This window comes from Mycobacterium sp. NGS62 (assembly GCF_059812285.1).
Genome location: NZ_JCALCK010000006.1, coordinates 91,580 through 109,948 on the forward strand (window position 1 = coordinate 91,580; position 18,369 = coordinate 109,948).

The 18,369-nt window shown below is 65.0% G+C and carries 22 protein-coding genes; 14 read left to right on the top strand and 8 right to left on the bottom strand.

The window, feature by feature from the left end; all coding sequences use genetic code 11:
- Positions 1-55: 55 nt before the first annotated feature.
- The 5 genes from AC5Y49_RS16930 to nirD all read left to right on the top strand — a co-directional run bounded on the left by AC5Y49_RS16930 (position 56) and on the right by nirD (position 3,574).
- Positions 56-586 carry an SRPBCC family protein gene (locus AC5Y49_RS16930; protein WP_499889026.1) on the top strand — a complete coding sequence of 177 codons (531 nt, stop codon included), beginning with the start codon at positions 56-58 and terminating at the stop codon, positions 584-586.
- Complete coding sequence (locus AC5Y49_RS16935; protein WP_499889028.1) at positions 586-1,263, top strand: DUF899 domain-containing protein; 678 nt, start codon at positions 586-588, stop codon at positions 1,261-1,263. The genes AC5Y49_RS16930 and AC5Y49_RS16935 overlap by 1 nt, the downstream gene beginning before the upstream one ends.
- A 110-nt stretch (positions 1,264-1,373) precedes the next feature.
- Complete coding sequence (locus AC5Y49_RS16940; RefSeq protein ID WP_499889030.1) at positions 1,374-2,417, top strand: alpha/beta fold hydrolase; 1,044 nt, start codon at positions 1,374-1,376, stop codon at positions 2,415-2,417.
- 80 nt (positions 2,418-2,497) lie between these two features.
- Positions 2,498-3,169, top strand: a complete 672-nt coding sequence (locus AC5Y49_RS16945; RefSeq protein ID WP_499889032.1) for a class I SAM-dependent methyltransferase — start codon at positions 2,498-2,500, stop codon at positions 3,167-3,169.
- A gap of 3 nt (positions 3,170-3,172) precedes the next feature.
- Complete coding sequence (gene nirD / locus AC5Y49_RS16950; RefSeq protein WP_499889034.1) at positions 3,173-3,574, top strand: nitrite reductase small subunit NirD; 402 nt, start codon at positions 3,173-3,175, stop codon at positions 3,572-3,574.
- Here the strand turns inward: nirD and ipdC are convergent.
- From ipdC to echA20, 4 genes are read right to left on the bottom strand one after another with little or no spacing between them, the layout of a single operon-like run.
- On the bottom strand, positions 3,537-4,595 hold the full coding sequence (gene ipdC / locus AC5Y49_RS16955; protein WP_499889036.1) for a (3aS,4S,5R,7aS)-5-hydroxy-7a-methyl-1-oxo-octahydro-1H-indene-4-carboxyl-CoA dehydrogenase: 1,059 nt from the start codon (positions 4,593-4,595) through the stop codon (positions 3,537-3,539). The two genes, nirD and ipdC, sit on opposite strands and share 38 nt — an antisense overlap.
- Positions 4,592-5,335, bottom strand: coding sequence for a cholesterol ring-cleaving hydrolase subunit IpdB (gene ipdB / locus AC5Y49_RS16960; RefSeq protein WP_499889038.1), 744 nt, complete (start codon positions 5,333-5,335; stop codon positions 4,592-4,594). The genes ipdC and ipdB overlap by 4 nt, the downstream gene beginning before the upstream one ends.
- The gene (gene ipdA / locus AC5Y49_RS16965) at positions 5,332-6,210 is read right to left on the bottom strand and encodes a cholesterol ring-cleaving hydrolase subunit IpdA (RefSeq protein ID WP_499889040.1); all 879 of its coding nucleotides are present in this window, start codon (positions 6,208-6,210) and stop codon (positions 5,332-5,334) included. The genes ipdB and ipdA overlap by 4 nt, the downstream gene beginning before the upstream one ends.
- Positions 6,207-6,971, bottom strand: a complete 765-nt coding sequence (echA20, locus tag AC5Y49_RS16970) for a (7aS)-7a-methyl-1,5-dioxo-2,3,5,6,7,7a-hexahydro-1H-indene-carboxyl-CoA hydrolase (protein WP_499889042.1) — start codon at positions 6,969-6,971, stop codon at positions 6,207-6,209. The genes ipdA and echA20 overlap by 4 nt, the downstream gene beginning before the upstream one ends.
- 56 nt (positions 6,972-7,027) lie before the next feature.
- Here echA20 and AC5Y49_RS16975 point away from each other — a divergent pair, with 56 nt between their 5' ends.
- The 3 genes from AC5Y49_RS16975 to AC5Y49_RS16985 are packed head-to-tail and all read left to right on the top strand — an operon-like array spanning position 7,028 to position 9,734.
- Complete coding sequence (locus tag AC5Y49_RS16975; RefSeq protein ID WP_499889044.1) at positions 7,028-7,807, top strand: SDR family oxidoreductase; 780 nt, start codon at positions 7,028-7,030, stop codon at positions 7,805-7,807.
- Positions 7,808-7,820: 13 nt separating this feature from the next.
- Positions 7,821-8,726, top strand: a complete 906-nt coding sequence (locus tag AC5Y49_RS16980; RefSeq protein WP_499889046.1) for an SDR family oxidoreductase — start codon at positions 7,821-7,823, stop codon at positions 8,724-8,726.
- Between the two features lie 12 nt (positions 8,727-8,738).
- The gene (locus AC5Y49_RS16985; RefSeq protein WP_499889048.1) at positions 8,739-9,734 is read left to right on the top strand and encodes an NAD-dependent epimerase/dehydratase family protein; all 996 of its coding nucleotides are present in this window, start codon (positions 8,739-8,741) and stop codon (positions 9,732-9,734) included.
- Positions 9,735-9,752: 18 nt separating this feature from the next.
- On the opposite strand, the gene AC5Y49_RS16990 is transcribed toward AC5Y49_RS16985, so the two are convergent.
- From AC5Y49_RS16990 to AC5Y49_RS17005, 4 genes are read right to left on the bottom strand one after another with little or no spacing between them, the layout of a single operon-like run.
- Positions 9,753-10,205, bottom strand: coding sequence for a nitroreductase family deazaflavin-dependent oxidoreductase (locus tag AC5Y49_RS16990; RefSeq protein WP_499889050.1), 453 nt, complete (start codon positions 10,203-10,205; stop codon positions 9,753-9,755).
- Between the two features lie 17 nt (positions 10,206-10,222).
- Entirely contained in the window at positions 10,223-10,675 is a 453-nt protein-coding gene (locus AC5Y49_RS16995; protein ID WP_499889051.1) for a nitroreductase family deazaflavin-dependent oxidoreductase, read from the bottom strand.
- Between the two features lie 12 nt (positions 10,676-10,687).
- On the bottom strand, positions 10,688-11,059 hold the full coding sequence (locus AC5Y49_RS17000; protein WP_499889053.1) for a DUF8021 domain-containing protein: 372 nt from the start codon (positions 11,057-11,059) through the stop codon (positions 10,688-10,690).
- A complete protein-coding gene (locus AC5Y49_RS17005; protein ID WP_499889054.1) occupies positions 11,060-12,223 on the bottom strand; it encodes a steroid 3-ketoacyl-CoA thiolase in 1,164 nt (387 codons plus the stop codon). It lies immediately after the preceding gene.
- A 119-nt stretch (positions 12,224-12,342) separates the two neighbouring features.
- Between AC5Y49_RS17005 and AC5Y49_RS17010 the strand changes: the two genes are divergently transcribed.
- The 6 genes from AC5Y49_RS17010 to ltp2 are packed head-to-tail and all read left to right on the top strand — an operon-like array spanning position 12,343 to position 18,303.
- Complete coding sequence (locus tag AC5Y49_RS17010) at positions 12,343-13,596, top strand: cytochrome P450 (protein ID WP_499889056.1); 1,254 nt, start codon at positions 12,343-12,345, stop codon at positions 13,594-13,596.
- A gap of 37 nt (positions 13,597-13,633) precedes the next feature.
- Complete coding sequence (locus tag AC5Y49_RS17015; RefSeq protein ID WP_499889058.1) at positions 13,634-14,647, top strand: acyl-CoA dehydrogenase family protein; 1,014 nt, start codon at positions 13,634-13,636, stop codon at positions 14,645-14,647.
- Complete coding sequence (fadE29, locus tag AC5Y49_RS17020; protein WP_499889061.1) at positions 14,632-15,795, top strand: acyl-CoA dehydrogenase FadE29; 1,164 nt, start codon at positions 14,632-14,634, stop codon at positions 15,793-15,795. The genes AC5Y49_RS17015 and fadE29 overlap by 16 nt, the downstream gene beginning before the upstream one ends.
- Entirely contained in the window at positions 15,792-16,745 is a 954-nt protein-coding gene (locus AC5Y49_RS17025) for a bifunctional MaoC family dehydratase N-terminal/OB-fold nucleic acid binding domain-containing protein (protein WP_499889063.1), read from the top strand. Before fadE29 ends, AC5Y49_RS17025 begins: the two co-directional genes overlap by 4 nt.
- Positions 16,742-17,143, top strand: coding sequence for a MaoC family dehydratase (locus AC5Y49_RS17030; protein ID WP_499889066.1), 402 nt, complete (start codon positions 16,742-16,744; stop codon positions 17,141-17,143). The genes AC5Y49_RS17025 and AC5Y49_RS17030 overlap by 4 nt, the downstream gene beginning before the upstream one ends.
- Positions 17,143-18,303, top strand: coding sequence for a 17-hydroxy-3-oxo-4-pregnene-20-carboxyl-CoA lyase (ltp2, locus tag AC5Y49_RS17035; protein ID WP_499889068.1), 1,161 nt, complete (start codon positions 17,143-17,145; stop codon positions 18,301-18,303). The genes AC5Y49_RS17030 and ltp2 overlap by 1 nt, the downstream gene beginning before the upstream one ends.
- Positions 18,304-18,369: the final 66 nt, after the last annotated feature.

Here is an 18,369-nt window from a genome sequence, read left to right on the forward strand (position 1 = left end):
CCAAATGTGGACGGCGTGAACATCTAGTCCGATACCAGTAGCACCAGGAGCCACCATGACCGACGATGTAGTCAGTGAGGTCGCCACCATCGATGCGTCGGCCGCGTCCGTGTTTCGTATCCTCGCCGACCCGACAGCGCATGCAGCCATCGACGGAACCGGTTGGGTCCGCGAATCGCTCGACGGGCTGCAGTTGAATGACGTGGGCCAGATCTTCCGGATGGCGATGTATCACGACAATCACCCGGTGCGAACCTACGAGATGGCAAATCAGGTGGTCGCCTACGAGCCTCCGCGCGCCATCGCGTGGAAACCAGGACAAGACCTCGCCGGCGACGGCAATATCGAATTCGGTGGATGGATCTGGCGATACGACGTGACACCATTGGGTCCGTCGGAGACGCAGGTCGTGTTGACCTACGACTGGTCGGCGGTGCCGGCCACGCTACGTGAGCACATCCAATTTCCGCCGTTCCCCCTCGATCACCTGAAGAACTCGTTACACAATCTCGGCGAGCTTGCCGCCGATGCTGCCGCGGCTTCCGCGGCGCCCCTTGGCATTGATGATGAAGGGAGATCGTCGTGATGACCGCAGCTTTACCCCCCGTGGTCGACCAAGAAACCTGGCAGCGTGAACTGGATGCGTTGCGCGCTCGGGAGAAGGCAGCCACCCGGGAGCTCGACGCAATCGCCGCGCAGAGACGACGTCTGCCGATGATCGAGATGCCAGACTACGTGCTGGCAGGGGAGAACGGACCGGCTCGGCTAGTCGACATATTCGAAGACAAGCAGCAGCTGATCGTGTACAACCACATGTGGTTCCCGGGTGAGGAATGGCAGTGCCCCGGCTGCACCGGGTTCACCTCGCAGTTCACCCGCCTGGAGTTCCTGGATAGCTACGACGCACGGTTTGTCATTGTCACGCAGGGGCCTATCGACGAAGCGCTTGCGTACAAGCGGCGGGTGGGTAACCGGATGACGTGGTACTCGACTGCCAATAGCTCGTTCGGGGCCGATGTCGGAGCTCCGCCGAGCGGCGGGTTCGCGGTGAATGTCTTTCTGCGCGACGGGGTTCGGGTGTATCGCACCTGGCATACCAACGGGCGCGGGACTGAGCAGCTTAGTCACTCGTTCGCATTGATCGACATATTGCCGTACGGGCGCCAGGAAGAGTGGCAGGATTCACCGGACGGCTGGCCCCAACGTCCCACTTACAGCGGGTGGGCAAGCTCAGAGGAGATCGCGCGCGCCTACGGCGCCTAACGAATCTGACCCGTCGTCCGCGAGCGTGCGCAATCCCGCGACAATCAGCGGCGTGTTGTCCGGGGACACGCACGGTCGCGGCATAAGGGCGAGGGCCGTAAACTCATGCGATGCTGGCGAAGTCCGAGATTCGGTTCCTCCCCCGCGGCGCCGGCCGCGTGGCGTACGAGATACGTGGGGACGGTCCACCGCTCGTGGCTCCCGCGTGGTGGCTGAGTCACCTCGAACTCGACTGGCAGAGCGCGGGTTTTCGGCGATTCTGGGAAGAAGTCGCGGCTGGCTACGCACTAATCCGTTACGACCGGCTCGGCGTCGGCATGTCGGACCGCACGGTGCAAGAGTCGGATCTGAATCTCGACGGGGAAGTCGCGACGCTGTGCGCGCTTCTCGACGAGCTTGAGCTCGACCGAGTGTCGCTGTTCGGCGGCTCATCCGGAAGCTGCACCGCGATTGCGTTTGCCGCAGCGTTCCCCGAGCGCGTCGAGCACCTGGTGCTCTACGGGTCCTATCCCGATGGCGCGGCGATTACGGCCCCAGGCGTCGGGACCGCGATCCTCGCGGCGGTACGCGCGCATTGGGGACTAGGGTCGCGCCTGCTGAGTGACTTATTCCTCGGAGGTGCCGACTCTGCGGAGCAGGAACGTTTCGCGCGGTTCCAGCGGGAGGCGGCGAGTGCCGAGACCGCTGCAGCTTTGCTGGATCTCGTCTATCGCCTCGATGTCCGCGCGCAGCTTCCGCTCGTCCATCCGCCGGTATGGGTCGTGCATCGCCGCGACGACCGCGCCGTCCCTTACCGGCTCGGGCGTGAGGTCGCCGCCGCGATCCCAGGTGCGACGTTTATCCCGCTGCAGGGCAGCGCGCACTTTCCCTGGCTCGGTGACGTCGACTCCGTTGTGCGCGCCTGCCGCGAAGCGCTGGCACCGGTGCAGTCGCCGGCGCATCACGCGAGCGAGCAAGAGTCTGTCCTGCTGTCCAGTCGTGAGCGTGAGATCCTCGCCTGCGTCGCACGCGGCCTCAGCGATCGCGAGATCGCAGAGCAGCTCGTCTTGAGCCCGCATACCGTTCACCGCCATGTCGCAAACATCCGTCGCAAGATGGGTCGCACCTCACGGACGGCCGCGGTCGCGGAGGCGGCGCATCTCGGACTGCTGTGAGATAGCCGAAAAGGGCCATCTGCGGAAGATGGCCGCGTTGAGCGATGCGCCCACGATGCGACCACTCGTACGTTCGCTGGATGACGGATATCGCGAGCACCGAATCAAACACCGAGCTCCCGGCGGGAACGCAATCTGCAACGTGGCTGCGGATATTCGCGCTGATCTACGACCCGCTCCTCTCGCTGGGCGAGATAGCGGGCATGCGCCGCCGGCGCAGGACGCTGCTGGGCGGCGCCCGCGGACGCGTCGTCGAAATCGGCGCCGGCACTGGGCTGAACATCGCGCACTATCCCGACGGCCTCACCGAGCTCGTGCTCGCCGAGCCCGAGCCGGGGATGCGCCAACGGCTTGCGCGTCGTCTGCAGCGCCACGCGCGCATCGGGCGGATCGTCGACGCATCTGCCGAGCGGCTGCCGCTGGCCGACGCTTCCGTGGACACCGTCGTCTCGACGCTCGTCCTTTGCACCGTCGACGATCCCGCACGCGCGCTTCGTGAGATCGCACGCGTGCTCCGGCCGGACGGGCAGTTGCTGTTCATCGAACACGTGCGGGCGAGCTCTCGCTTCCTCGCGGCGTGCCAAGACAGCCTGCTCCAACCATGGCGTCGCTTCGCAGGCGGCTGCTGCTGCAACCGGCAGACCATCGAGCTGATGCGGGCCTGCGGCTTTAGGGTCGCAGCCGACGACGCCGTGTGGCGCGGCGTGCCGCGGGTCGTCCGCCCGCTCGTGGTGGGACGGGCGACACCGTGAGCGGTGCTGCCGGTGTCCGGTAAGGAGAGCTGGACCACAGCGTGCGACTACGACTACCTCATCCCTGGCCGCGGGGTGGGCGTGCTGCTCGACGACGGATCGCAGGTGGCGCTCTTCCGGCTCGACGACGGTTCGCTGCATGCCATCGGCAACATTGACCCGTTCTCGCGCGCCGCGGTGCTGTCACGCGGCCTTACCGGCGATCGCGCCGGATGCGCAGTTATTCAATCACCCATCGGTAAACAGGCTTTCGCCCTCGATGATGGCCGCTGCCTCGACGATCCCGCTGTCGCGGTGCCGGTCTATCCGACCCGACTGATCGACGACGTGGTGCAGGTGGCTCCAAGGCCGGGCCCGACGCACACAGCTACTCAACCAGCGCGGATGCCGCCTGCAGGTGTTTGACGGCGTCGGCCACGATCGTCTGGATCAGCTCTGCGCACGACGGCAGATCTTCGAGGATGCCGGCCACCTGACCGGAGGCCAATACGCCGGCATCGGTGTTGCCCTCCACCAGACCGGCTTTCAGCAACATCGGTGTATTGGCAGCCATCACCACCTGCGACCACGTCAGATCCTTGCCGTGGCGCATCGCCAGGCCGTCGCGGATCATCGATGGCCATGTCATCTGCGACATCTTCTTGAATTTCCCCGCGTTGCGGATCGCGGCGGTAAAACCCCTTGCCCGCGAACCGCTTTCCAGCTTCTCGACCAGTCCCGTCCGCAGCACCCGGTGGGGCATGCCGTCGACACGGGTGGTGACCACCGTCCCGTTCAACGCGGACTTCAGATAGCGCTGTTTGACCGCGTCGGGAACGGTGGAATCCGAGGTGAGCAGAAACCGGGTGCCCATCGCCACCCCGGCCGCACCGTAACTCAGCGCCGCGGCCAGCCCACGGCCGTCGAAAAAGCCGCCGGCTGCGATCACCGGGATGTCCACGGCGTCCAGCACCGACGGCAGCAGCAGCGTCGTCGCAACCGGGCCGGTGTGCCCGCCGCCTTCGCCGCCCTGCACGATCACCGCGTCGGCACCCCAGGAGGCCACCTTGCGTGCGTGTTTGGCGGCGCCAACCGACGGAATCACCACCGAGCCGGCGTCTTTGAGCCGGTTGATCAGTTCCTGCTTGGGCGCCAACGCGAACGACGCCACTTTCACACCTTCGCGGATCATCAAATCCACCCGGTCGCCGGCGTCGGCGGCATCGGCGCGGATGTTGACACCGAACGGTTTATCGGTGGCGGCCTTGACTTTCCCGATCGCAGTCGCCAACTCGTCGACGGTCATCGTCGCCGATGCCAGGATCCCCAGACCGCCGGCGTTCGCGGTGGCCGAGACCAGTCGCGCCCCGGCCACCCAACCCATCCCGGTTTGCACGACCGGGTGCTGGACGCCGACTAACTCGGTCAGCGGCGTCCGCAATCTCATGCCCGCACCTCTTTGTCGCGCAACGACTTCGGATCGATGACCTCGCGGATCAACCGTAGCTCGTCCTCGCCCGGTGGCGGGGTCTCTTGCGCATCAGACAAGCCGTGTACCTCGAACGAGGTGGCCTCCTGCACGTCCTCAGCGGATACGCCCGGGTGCAGGGTCAGTACCCGCATGGTGCGGTCGGGACCGCCGAAGTCGAACACGCCGAGGTTGGAGATCACCCGGTGCACGTCGACGAGCCGGAACGCCGGGTTGTCCGGGTCGACTTTGTCGTAGCCGATCCCCGACACTACGTCGACGGTGTCGCAGAACACCCGCTTGGAGTGGTTGCCGACCCAGTAGCTGGTGGCGTGGTTGATCGTGTTGCCGGGTGCGCCCCGGACGCCGAACATCTGCCGGGTCGGGTGCTGCAGCGGGCCGAACGCGGACAGGTTTTGATTGCCATAGCGGTCAACCTGATTGGCACCCATCACCACGTGCCGTCGGCCCCAGGCCAGCGTCTCGAACACGCGCCCGAACGGCATCCACCCCTCGACGGCGCCGGTGGCGCCCAGCGTTGGGGTATCCGCCAGGAGTTGTGCCTCCCCGTCGGTAATCAGGATGTCGGGGGAAAACGTCAACCGGGCCAGCCTCGCGCCGACCGAGGCCACTGTGGTCATCGGGCTGATCATGATCTCGCCGGCGTCGCGGAACAGCTCGGCGCAGGCCATCACGCAAACTTCGGCTCGGGTGATCATGCGGACTCCTCGAACTTGCGCACGGCCGTTTGATAGTCGGCTTCGCTGCCGGACAGATAGGTGTCGACGAACTGTTGCCAGGTCTCTTCCGACGCAGCAGCCTCGGCGTAGTGGCGTTGAAATTTCTCGTCGCGCCCGTAGTCAGGTGCAGCGGTGGTGAAGTGGGCGCCGCGCGGGGCTTCCACAACAGCGTCGACCATCATCCGGTTCACCAGCAGGGCCTGCGGCGGCACCGACTTGACGAGCTCCTCGGTCGAGACCAGGTGCTCTACGGACAGGTAACGCTTCTCGGCGGCCATCAGATACAAGTCGTCGAAGTACGGATCGATGCCGGTGTATGCGGCATTGCCCTGGGCATCGCCGAGATTGAGGTGTACAAATGCGGCGTCCAAGCGCAGTGCCGGCATTGCGATCAGCGTCTCGTGCCGCCCGTCCGGCGCCGGATACGGCGAGCGGACCGTGGCCAACTCGCCCTCGAAGAAGTCGAGCACGGAACTGCCCAGCCCGGCGCGGATCGGCAGGAACGGTAGCCGCTGCGCCGCGGCCTGCAGCCCACAGCGCAGCATGCCCTCGTCCATTTCCCGGGCTTCGATCGCGCCGCTGGTGCGCGCTTTGGCGAACCACGGGTCGTAGAACGGCGGCGAGTCCAGTGAGACGAAGCCGTAGTAGACGCGGCGCACTTTGCCTGCCGAGCACAGAAGTCCGATATCCGGGCCGCCGTAGGTGACGACAGTCAAATCCTTGACATCCGAACGCAGGATCGCACGAACGAACGCCATCGGCTTGCGCCGCGACCCCCAGCCACCGATCCCGATGGTCATCCCGCTGCGCAACTGCGCGACGACGTCGTCGAAGGTGGTCCGCTTATCGCTCATGATTTCTTCTCCGAAGACTTGGCGGTGCCGGCAAATGCATCGCGATGCTCGTCGGAAACGCCGGCCAGGTTGAGTTCGAAGGTAAAGCCTTGCTCCATGCGGTAACTGGAATTGACTCGCTGCACGTCGATGAGGTTCAGCGCTTCCTTGGCTGCCCGGATCACCCGGGTGTCCTTGGCCGCGATGTCACGGGCAACCCGTAACGCGGCCTCGTCCAACTGATCTCGCGGCACCACTTCGTGCACCGAGCCGAAGTGGTGCAGGGTGGCGGCATCGACGGTGGCCGCGGTGAAGAAGAGCCGCCGCATCATGTGCTGCGGCACCAACCGGGACAGGTGGGTGGCCGCGCCCAGCGCCCCGCGCTCCACCTCGGGTAGACCGAACGTGGCATCGTCCGACGCGACGATGACGTCGGCGTTGCCGACCAGCCCGATCCCGCCGCCGACACAGAATCCGTTGACCGCCGCGATCACGGGGACCGCGCATTCGTAGACCGCCCGGAATGCGGCGAAGCAACCGCGGTTGGCGTCAATCAGCGCGGTGAATCCCTCGGTGCGCTGCATTTCCTTGATATCGACGCCGGCGTTGAAGCCGCGGCCCTCGGCGCGCAGGATCACCGCGTGGGTCTCCGCGTCTTGGCCGGCGGCGGTCAACGCGTCGGCCAGTTCGAACCAACCGCCCGACGGAATGGCGTTAACCGGCGGAAAGTCGACGGTGACCGCGACGATGCCCGGTTCTTTGACGGCAGATGTGATCGTCAATTGGCACTCCCTGGGGTCGGCTACCTAAGCAAGCACTTGCTTGGTACGCTAGCACAGTGACCCGCACCGAAGGAGACCCTGCGATCAATCTGGGTCTGGCCGGGCGGGTGGTGCTGGTGACCGGCGGCGTTCGGGGGGTCGGCGCTGGCATCAGTGCAGTTTTCGCCGGACAGGGCGCCACGGTAATCACCTGTGCGCGCCGAGCCGTCGAGGGCCTGCCCTATGAGTTTCACTCGTGCGATATCCGCGACGACGACGCCGTCAAGGCGATGATCGACGCTGTCGTCGACCGACACGGCAGACTGGACGTTGTCGTCAACAATGCCGGCGGTTCGCCGTACGTGCTCACCGCGGATTCCAGCGCCAAGTTCAACCGTAAGATCATCGAACTCAATCTCCTCGGTGCGCTGTCGGTTTCACAACATGCAAACGACAAGATGCAACATCAGCCGGGCGGCGGTTCGATCGTCAACATCACCAGTGTCAGCGGGCGACGGCCGACTCCGGGCACTGCCGCCTACGGCGCGGCCAAGGCGGGTGTGGAGAGTCTCACGCAGACGTTGGCGGTGGAGTGGGCGCCGAAGGTCAGGGTGAACGCGTTGGTGGTCGGCATGGTGGAAACCGAGCAGGCCGACTTGTTCTACGGCGACGCCGAGTCGATCGCGGCGATTTCGAAGAACGTCCCGCTCGGCCGCCTTGCCAAGCCGGACGATATCGGTTGGGCGGCAGCATTTCTGGCGTCGGATGCGGCCTCCTATATCAGTGGCGCCGCGTTGGAAGTGCACGGTGGCGGAGAGCCGCCGCACTATCTGGCCACAACGAATGCGATCAAGTAGAGGAGTCAACGATATGGGCATAGCCGACGGCCGGGTGGTCATCGTCACCGGAGCGGGCGGCGGCATCGGACGCGCGCACGCGCTGGCCTTCGCGGCCGAGGGTGCGCGTGTCGTGGTCAACGACATCGGGGTTGGGCTGGATGGCTCGCCGGCGGGCGGCGGCAGCGCCGCGCAAAGCGTGGTCGACGAGATCACCGCAGCCGGCGGCGAAGCCGTCGCCAACGGATCCAACGTTGCCGACTGGGACCAGGCGGCCGCCCTGGTTCAGACTGCGGTCGAGACATTCGGTGGCCTGGACGTTCTGGTCAACAACGCCGGCATCGTGCGGGACCGGATGATGGCCAACACCAGCGAGGAGGAGTTCGACGCCGTCATCGCCGTGCACCTCAAAGGACACTTCGCCACGATGCGCCACGCCGCCTCGTATTGGCGCGGACTGTCGAAAGAGGGCAAAACCGTTGATGCGCGGATCATCAACACCAGTTCTGGTGCGGGCCTGCAAGGCAGCGTCGGCCAGGGGAACTACAGTGCCGCCAAGGCCGGCATCGCGGCCATGACGCTCATCGGTGCCGCCGAGATGGGTCGGTACGGCGTCACCGTCAACGCGATCGCACCGTCGGCCCGCACCCGGATGACCGAGACCGTCTTCGCGGAGATGATGGCAACCCAGGACGACGATTTCGACGCGATGGCGCCGGAGAACATCTCGCCGTTAGTGGTCTGGCTGGGTAGCAGCGAATCAAAGGATGTGACGGGCAAGGTTTTTGAAGTCGAGGGTGGCAAGATCCGCGTCGCTGAGGGTTGGGCGCATGGGCCGCAGGTCGACAAGGGCGCGAAGTGGGATCCGGCTGAGCTCGGGCCGGTAGTCACCGACCTGTTGGCAAAGTCGCGGCCACCGGTGCCGGTCTACGGAGCCTGAGAGCAGCCAGCGGTGAAAGTTCTGGTGACCGGTGGAACCGGTTTCGTCGGCGCCTGGACGGCGAAGGCCGTGGCTGATGCCGGTCATCAGGTGCGGTTTCTTGTCCGCGACCCGGCGCGGCTGGCGACCAGCGTCGCGCTGCTCGGGGTCGACACCGCAGACTATGTCGTCGGCGACATTGCCGACGCCGAGGCGACCGGTTTTGCTCTGGATGGCTGCGATGCGGTGATCCACTGCGCTGCCATGGTTTCCACTGACCCACACCAGGCTGATGCGATGCTGCGAACGAACCTCGACGGCGGTCGGCATGTGCTCGGCGCGGCGGTGGAGCGCGGCCTGGACCCGGTGGTGCATGTGTCGAGTTTTACTGCGCTGTTTCGGCCAGGGCTCAAAATGCTCCGCGCCCAGCTCCCGGTCGTCGGCGGAACCGACGGCTATGGCCGGTCCAAGGCAGCGGTGGAGACTTATGCGCGGTCGCTGCAGGAGTCGGGAGCGCCGGTGGCCATTACCTATCCGGGAATGGTGCTCGGCCCACCTGCCGGAAGCCAGTTCGGCGAGGCGGCCGACGGCGTGCAGGCGGCGATCCAGATGCGCGGCCTGCCCGGGCGCGGCGCCGCTTGGACCATCGTCGACGTTCGTGATCTCGCGGCGCTGCACGCGGCGCTGCTCACGCCCGGCAAGGGCCCGCGGCGATATATGGCGGGAGGCCAACGCGTTCCGATCGTCGACTTGGCATCGATGATCGGTTCGGCGGCAGGCCGCCCGCTTCGGGTGTACCCGCTGCCGGACATTCTGTTGCGGGGCATCGGCCGGGCATTCGACGCGGTCGGCGGGTATCTGCCCTTCGATACGCCGATCAGCGAGGCGGCAATGCAGTACTACACGCAGATGCCGCCGTCAGATGACACACCGAGCGAGCAAGACCTCGGCATCACTTACCGCGACCCGCGCGAGACGTTGGCCGACACTTTTTTCGGGCTGCGCCAAATCGGTAGGCTGCGCGGCTGATCCGCGGTCAACGGTGGGCTATGCGGGTTCGCAGACCACCAACGGGATCACCCGATCGGTGGCGTCGCGGTACCCGCGGTAGGGCGGATAAATCCTGGTGAGCGGCGGCCAGTAGCGGTCCCGCTCCTCGTCGGTGGCGTCGCGGGCGGCAAGTTGTAACCGCTCGGCGCGGATCTGCACCTCGACGATCGGATTGGTTTGGAGATTGAGGTACCAGGTGGGGTTCTCGGCGCGGCCACCGAAAGAAGCCGGCACGATCACCCGATTGCCGTCGCGCAGATACAGCGTCGGCGTGGTCCGTGGCTCACCCGATTTGCGGCCGGTCGTGGTCAGCAGCGCCGCCGGAAACCACAACAATTTCGCACCGAGTCGGCCATTGGTGCGGCGATACACCCAAATGTGGGCGCGGGCGAAGTATTTGAGCAACAGGGCCAGGAACCGTGAGTTGCGAATCCAGCGTTGCTGCGTCACACAACCCAGAATAGAAGTTACGGGTCGCAGATGACGACCGGTATAACCCGGTCGGTCCAGGACTGGTAGTCGTCAAACGAGGAGTACATCTCGACAAGCCGGGGCCAGTACTGTGCACGCTCGTCGTCGGTGGCGTCGCGCGCCGTCAAATGCAGCATTTCCTTTTTGATCTGCACCTGCACTCGCGGGTTGGCTTTGAGATTCAGGTACCACATCGGGTTGTTGGTGCGGCCGCCCTGCGACGCCACCAGCACCACGCGGTCACCGTCGCGCAGGAACAGCAGGGGGCTGACCCGCGGCTGCCCGGTCTTGCGACCGGTGGTGGTCAACAGCGCCACCGGCGCGCCCTGCAGGAACTTGCCGCCGACCCTGCCGCCGGTCGCCTTATACAACTGCGAGTTGATGCGCGACATCCATTTGATGAAAGTGCCGGTGCCGGCAGAGTTGAGCGCGCGCGGTGGATTTGCCATCGGCGGTGTTACCTAACGTCGAATGAACGGGCGAAGGTGAGCCCGGATGTGATGGATCGTGCCATCCGGGATGAGAAACGTCTCGTCGACGTGCGCGCACACCCGGCGCCCCGCGAACGACGGCTTGGTGATCACGTCGAACCGCGCCCGCACCTGATCGCCGTCGACGCTGAACTCCGGAGTGGTGGTCGCCGCGATCACCCGGTACTGCAGTCCACGATTAAGGCTGCGCCGCAGGTGGTTTCCGGAAAAGCCGGTCTTGAGCCCGGCCTCGATCCGGACACAGTTCGGCGCGAACGGAACAGCATCTGCGCGGTGGGTGGCCAGCGCGTCGATATACGACTGCGCGGCCGCGATCCGCTCGGCGTCGGAAACCTGACTCACCTAGATCCGCTCGATGATGGTGCCGGTCGACAGGGCGCCGCCGGCACACATCGTGATCAGCGCGGTGCTCTGGTCGGTGCGCTCCAGTTCGTGCAGCGCGGTGGTGATCAACCGGCTGCCGGTGCAACCCACCGGATGCCCCAGCGCGATCGCGCCGCCGTTGACGTTGACCCGGGCCATGTCAGGGTTGTGTACCCGCGCCCAGGACAGCACCACCGACGCGAATGCCTCGTTGATCTCGACGAGGTCGATATCACCCATCTTCATGCCGGCCTTCTCCAGCACCTTCGCGGTGGACTGCACCGGGCCGTCCAGGTGGTAGTAGGGCTCCGCGCCGACGAGTGCTTGGCTGACGATTCGGGCCCGCGGCCGCAAACCGATAGCTTTAGCTTTGTCTTCATCCATCCACAGCACCGCCGCGGCACCGTCGGAGATCTGCGACGACGTGCCCGCGGTGTGGATACCGCCGTCGAGCACCGGCTTCAACTGGGCCAGGCCTTCCAGCGTGGTGTCGCGCAGACCCTGGTCACGACCGACCATGTGCCGCTCGGCGGTTGGCTGCTTCTGCTCGTCGAGTACTGGTGCTTCGATGGGTGAGATCTCGCGGTCGAAGCGACCCTCGTCCCAGGCCTGCTTGGCATGGCGCTGCGATGCCAAGCCGAACTCGTCGATGTCCTCTCGGGTGATGCCGCGGCGCTTGGCAATGCGCTCGGCGGCCTCGAACTGGTTGGGCATGTCGATGTCCCACGATTCGGCGCGGATGGCGCCACGGTCCGGGCCGGCGTTGGCGCCCAGCCCGACCCTGCTCATCGCCTCGATGCCGCAGGCGATCCCGATGTCGATGGCGCCGGCGGCGATCAATCCCGCCACCAGGTGGTTAGCCTGCTGTCCACTGCCGCACTGGCAGTCCACGGTGGTGGCGCCCACGTGCTCCGGCAGGCCCGCCGTCAACCAGCCCACCCGGGTGATGTTGTTCGACTGCTCGCCGTACTGGGTTACGCACCCGCCGATGACCTGTTCGACATCGCCCGCGTCGATGCCGGCCTTGTCGACCAGCGCCTTTTGCACGGCGCCGAGCAGCTCGGTGGCATGTAGCCCCGACAACCATCCGTTGCGTTTGCCGATCGGGCTGCGGGTGGCTTCAACAATGACAGGATTACCCATGCGGCCAGGCTAGAACACGTTTCATTACTCTGACAAGCGAGGATGCGTTCCCGCCTTTTGTCTGCGGTGAAGCCGTGTTTTACTGGCACTAGAACACGTTGCATTGAGGAGCGCACAACATGCCAACCCCCAATCTGCCCGCAGGGTTCGATTTCCTCAACCCTGACATCAATGTCGAGGGTCTTCCGGTCGAGGAGTTCGCCGAGTTGCGTCGCCTCGCGCCGATCCACTGGATCGAGCAGGCCCCGGGCAAGGGTGGTGGCTTCAACGACGGCGGCTATTGGGCGATCACCAAGCACAAGGACGTCAAGGAAGTGTCGCTGCGCAGCGAGGTCTTCTCCAGTTACGAGAACTGCGTGATTCCGCGGTTCGAAGACGACATGGCACGGGAGAACATCGAGGTTCAGCGGTTCGTCATGCTCAACATGGACGCACCGCACCACACCCGGCTGCGCCGCATCATCTCCCGCGGCTTCACTCCGCGGAACATCGAACGGCTGCGTGACGAGCTCAACGAACGTGCGCAAAACATCGTCAAAGCGGCCGCGTCGGCCGGGACCGGCGATTTCGTCGAACAGGTGTCGTGCGAGCTGCCGCTACAGGCCATCGCCGGCCTACTCGGCGTTCCGTTGGAAGATCGCGACAAGCTGTTCCGCTGGTCCAACGAGATGACCGGCAGCGAAGACCCCGAATACGCAGACATCGACCCGCAGATGTCGTCGGTCGAGCTGATCCAGTACGCCATGCAACTGGCCGCCGCCAAGACGGAAAATCCTGGTGAAGACATCGTCACCACGCTGATCAACGCCGACATCGAGGGCGAGAAACTCTCCGACGACGAGTTCGGGTTTTTCGTGGTGATGCTGGCTGTAGCCGGCAACGAGACCACTCGCAACTCGATCACCCACGGCATGATCGCGTTCTCCGAGCACCCCGACCAGTGGGAGCTGTTCAAAAAAGAGCGCCCAGCAACCACCGCTGACGAAATCGTCCGCTGGGCAACGCCCGTCACCTGTTTCCAGCGCACTGCGCTGGAGGACTATGAGTTGTCCGGTGTGCAAATTAAGAAGGGGCAGCGGGTGGTGATGTTCTACCGCTCGGCCAACTTCGACGAGGAAGTCTTCGACGACCCGTTCACCTTCAACATTCTGCGCGACCCTAATCCGCATGTGGGTTTCGGCGGCACCGGCGCGCACTACTGCATCGGCACCCACCTGGCCCGGTTGACGATCGACCTGATCTTCAACGCGGTAGCCGACCATGCGCCGGACATGCTGCCGCTGGCGCAGCCCGAGCGGCTACGGTCGGGGTGGCTCAACGGCATCAAGCACTGGCAGGTCGACTACAGCGGAAAGTGCCCCGTCGCGCACTGATCGCAGACTGCGGGTAAGTGAATCAAGGAGGATTCGGGTGGATTTCAGTCCGGACCCGGCACAACAGGCTGTCGCCGATGTGGTCACCTCGGTGCTGGACCGGGACAATAGTTTTGACGCGTTAGTCGCGGGCGGAGTGACCGCGCTGCCGGTGCCGGAACGTCTTGGCGGCGACGGTGTCGGTCTGCCTGAGGTGGCGACGGCACTGACCGAGATCGGTCGCCACGGCCTCGTCGGGCCGGCGCTCGCCGTCCTCGGACTTGCCGCGGTGCCGCTGCTGGACCTGGCCTCCGACGATCAGCAGGACCGCTATCTCGGCGGGCTGGCCAAGGGCTCGCTGATCACCGCCGCGCTGAACGAGCCCGGCGCGGCGCTGCCTGAGCGGCCGGCCACCACTATTGCCAACAATCGGCTCTCCGGCGCCAAAGTCGCTGTCGGATATGCCGAACAAGCCGAGTGGATGCTGGTCACCGCTGACAGCGGGGTCGTCGTGGTGTCGCCGAAGGCCGATGGCGTGCAGGTGGTGAAAACCCCGACGTCCAATGGCTCTGACGAGTACGTGGTGACATTTTCCGACGCCGAGGTGGACGGGGTGCTGGACGGAGCGAGCGCTCATCGCGTCAACCAACTCGCGCTGGCGATGATCGGCGCCTACGCCGCTGGGTTGGTCGCCGGTGCACTTCGGCTGACCGCCGACTACGTGGGCAGTCGCGAGCAATTCGGTAAACCGCTGTCGACCTTTCAGACGGTGGCCGCACAGCTTGCCGAGGTCTACATCGCTTCGCGGACCATCGATTTGGCGTCGACGTCGGTGGTGTGGCGATTAACCGAAGGCCGGGACGCCGACGACGACCTCGACGTGCTCGGCTACTGGATCACCTCGCAGGCGCCGCCGGTGATGCAGATATGCCACCATTTGCACGGCGGGATGGGGATGGACATCGACTACCCGATGCACCGCTACTACTCCACGATCAAAGACCTGACCCGACTGCTGGGCGGGCCGTCGCATCGTCTCGACCTGGTGGGAGCGCAATGTTCATCGACCTGACGCCGGAGCAGCGACAGCTGCAAGCCGAACTGCGGCAGTACTTTACGAATCTGATCAGCTCAGATGAAGCCAAGGCGATGGAATCCGACCGGCACAATGAGGCTTATCGTGCGGTGATCCGGCGAATGGGTCAGGACCGCAAGCTCGGCGTCGGGTGGCCAAAAGAGTTCGGCGGCCTGGGTTTCGGCCCGATCGAACAGCAGATCTTCGTCAACGAAGCTCATCGAGCCGACGTGCCGTTGCCTGCCGTGACACTGCAGACGGTGGGCCCCACCCTGCAGGTGTATGGCAGCGAGATGCAGAAGAAGAAGTTCCTGCCGGCGATCCTGGCCGGTGAGGTGCACTTCGCGATCGGCTACACGGAGCCGGAAGCCGGCACCGACCTCGCGTCGTTGCGGACCACCGCCGTGCGCCATGGCGACGAGTACATCGTCAATGGGCAGAAAGTGTTCACCACCGGTGCCCATGATGCCGACTACATCTGGCTGGCCTGCCGCACCGACCCCGACGCCGTGAAGCACAAGGGGATTTCAATCCTGATCGTCGACACCAAAGATCCCGGCTACTCGTGGACGCCGATGATCCTGGCTGACGGTGCTCACCACACCAATGCCACCTACTACAACGACGTTCGGGTGCCCGCGGACATGCTGGTCGGTGAGGAAAACGGCGGCTGGCGGCTGATCACCACCCAGCTCAACAATGAGCGGGTGATGCTCGGCCCCGCCGGCCGCTTTGCCAGCATCTACGATCGGGTGCACGCATGGGCCTCCAAGCCTGGTAGCGACGGTGTCACTCCGATCGATCATGACGACGTCAAACGCGCGCTCGGTGAAATCCATTCGATCTGGCGGATCAACGAGTTACTCAACTGGCAGGTCGCCGCCGCGGGTGAGGACATCAACGTGGCGGATGCTGCGGCCACGAAAGTGCTTGGCACCGAGCGTGTCCAGTACGTGGGCCGGCTTGCCGAGGAGATCGTCGGCAAGTACGGCAACCCCGCCGAGTCGGAGACCGCCGAGCTGCTGGAGTGGCTGGATTCCCAGACCAAGCGCAATCTGGTGATCACCTTCGGCGGCGGGGTCAACGAGGTCATGCGTGAGATGATCGCGGCCGCTGGGCTCAAGGTGCCGAGGGTACCGCGATGAGCGATCTGCAAACTGCCATCGAGCAAGTCAAGGCGGCGGGCAAGAGCAAGCCGCGGCTCGGCCGCGATCCGGTGAACCAGTCCATGATTCACCACTGGGTCGACGCCATCGGCGACCAGAACCCGATCTACGTCGAGGAGGCGGCGGCCAAAGCGGCCGGCCACCCCGGGATTGTCGCGCCGCCGGCAATGATCCAGGTCTGGACCATGATGGGGCTCGGCGGATCTCGCCCGGACGACGATCCGCTCGGCAAGATCATCGAGCTCTTCGACAACGCCGGCTACGTCGGGGTGGTCGCCACCAATTGCGAGCAGACCTACCACCGCTACCTCCGCCCGGGCGAGGAGGTCAGCGTGACCGCTGAGTTGACCGATGTCGTCGGCCCCAAGCAGACCGCGCTGGGCGAGGGCTATTTCATCAACCAGCACATCACCTGGCAGGTGGGCGACGAGGACGTCGCCGAAATGAACTGGCGGATCTTGAAGTTCATTCCGCGCGACCAGCAGTCGGCCGCTGCGCCGGTACCCGAGGACCTCGAGGCCGACAAGATGATGCGGCCGGCGTCCTCGCGCGATACCAAGTTCTTCTGGGACGGCGTCAACGCCCATGAGTTACGCATCCAGAAGCGGGGCGATGGCAGCCTGCAGCATCCGCCGGTACCGGCGATCTGGCAGGACAAACAAGCGTCGATCGACTACGTCGTCGCCAGCGGCAAGGGCGCGGTGTTCAGCTTCGTTGTGCACCACGCCCCGAAGGTGCCCGGCCGCACGTTGCCATTCGTCATTGCGCTCGTCGAACTCGAAGAAGGCGTGCGGATGCTCGGCGAGCTCCGCAACGTAGACCCCGCATCGGTGGAGATCGGAATGCCTGTACGCGCAACGTATATCGACTTTCCCGCCAACGAGGTGGGTCCGGCGTGGACGCTGTATGCGTGGGAGCCCGACGCATGAGCGCGCCAGTTGTTGAGGTCGGCACGATGCTGCCAGAGCTCAAACTGTACGGCGATCCAACCTTCATCGTCTCGACGGCGATCGCCACCCGCGACTACCAGGACGTGCACCACGACCGGGACAAGGCGCAAGCCAAGGGATCCAAGGACATCTTCGTCAACATCCTGACCGACACCGGTTTGGTGCAGCGCTACATCACCGACTGGGCCGGACCGACCGCGATCATCAAGTCGATCGGGCTGCGGCTGGGTGTGCCGTGGTACGCCTACGACACGGTGACATTCTCCGGTGAGGTGACCGCGATCGACGATGGCTTGATCACGTTGAAGGTCGTGGGCAGCAACAGTCTTGGCGACCACGTCATCGCGAATGCGACGTTGACGATCGGAGATGCCTGATGCTCTCGGGTAAAGCCGCGATTGCCGGCATCGGTGCCACCGACTTCTCGAAGGACTCGGGCCGCAGCGAGTTGCGGTTGGCCGCTGAGGCCGTCCTCGACGCGCTTGACGACGCGGGCCTGACACCGGCCGACGTCGACGGCATGGTCACCTTCACGATGGACTCCAACACCGAGGTCGCGATTGCCCGGGCCACCGGAATCGGGGACCTGAAGTTCTTCTCCAAGATCCATCATGGTGGGGGAGCAGCGTGCGCCACCATCCAGCAGGCAGCCATCGCCGTGGCAACCGGCGTCGCGGATTGCGTTGTGGCGTATCGGGCTTTCAACGAACGATCGGGCATGCGGTTCGGGCAGGTGCAGACCCGACTGGTGGAAAACGCGGACTCGACGGGGGTCGACAACTCGTTTTCGTATCCGCACGGTCTTTCCACGCCGGCCGCGCAGGTGGCAATGATCGCCAAGCGCTACATGCACCTGTCCGGCGCGACCAGCCGCGACTTCGGCGCGATCTCGGTAGCCGATCGCAAGCACGCTGCCAAAAACCCCAAGGCGTACTTCTACGAGAAGCCGATCACGATCGAGGATCACCAGAGTTCACGGTGGATCGCCGAACCGCTACGGCTGCTGGACTGCTGCCAGGAGACCGACGGTGCGGTGGCGCTCGTCGTCACCTCGGTGGAGCGGGCCAAGGATCTGAAGAACCGGCCCGCCGTCGTCGAGGCCGCGGCCCAGGGCTCGAGTCCGGACCAGTATTCGATGGTCAGCTATTACCGGCCCGAGCTCGACGGCCTGCCGGAGATGGGGCTGGTCGGCAAGCAACTCTGGCAACAGTCCGGCCTAAAGCCCACCGACATCCAAACCGCGGTGTTGTATGACCACTTCACCCCGTTCACGCTGATCCAATTGGAGGAGTTGGGATTCTGCGGTTGGGGCGAGGCTAAGGACTTCATCGCCGATGGAGCGATCGAGATCGGCGGGCGGCTGCCGATCAACACGCACGGTGGACAGCTCGGCGAGGCCTACATCCACGGCATGAACGGGATCGCCGAAGGCGTACGGCAACTGCGGGGAACGTCGGTGAACCCGGTGCCGAATGTGGAACACGTCCTGGTCACCGCCGGCACCGGCGTGCCGACATCCGGCCTGATCCTGGGCTAGCAAGGCCAGCGCGAGCAGACGCAAAAGTCCCCGACACGCCCAGAAATTGGAGGCTTTTGCGTCTGC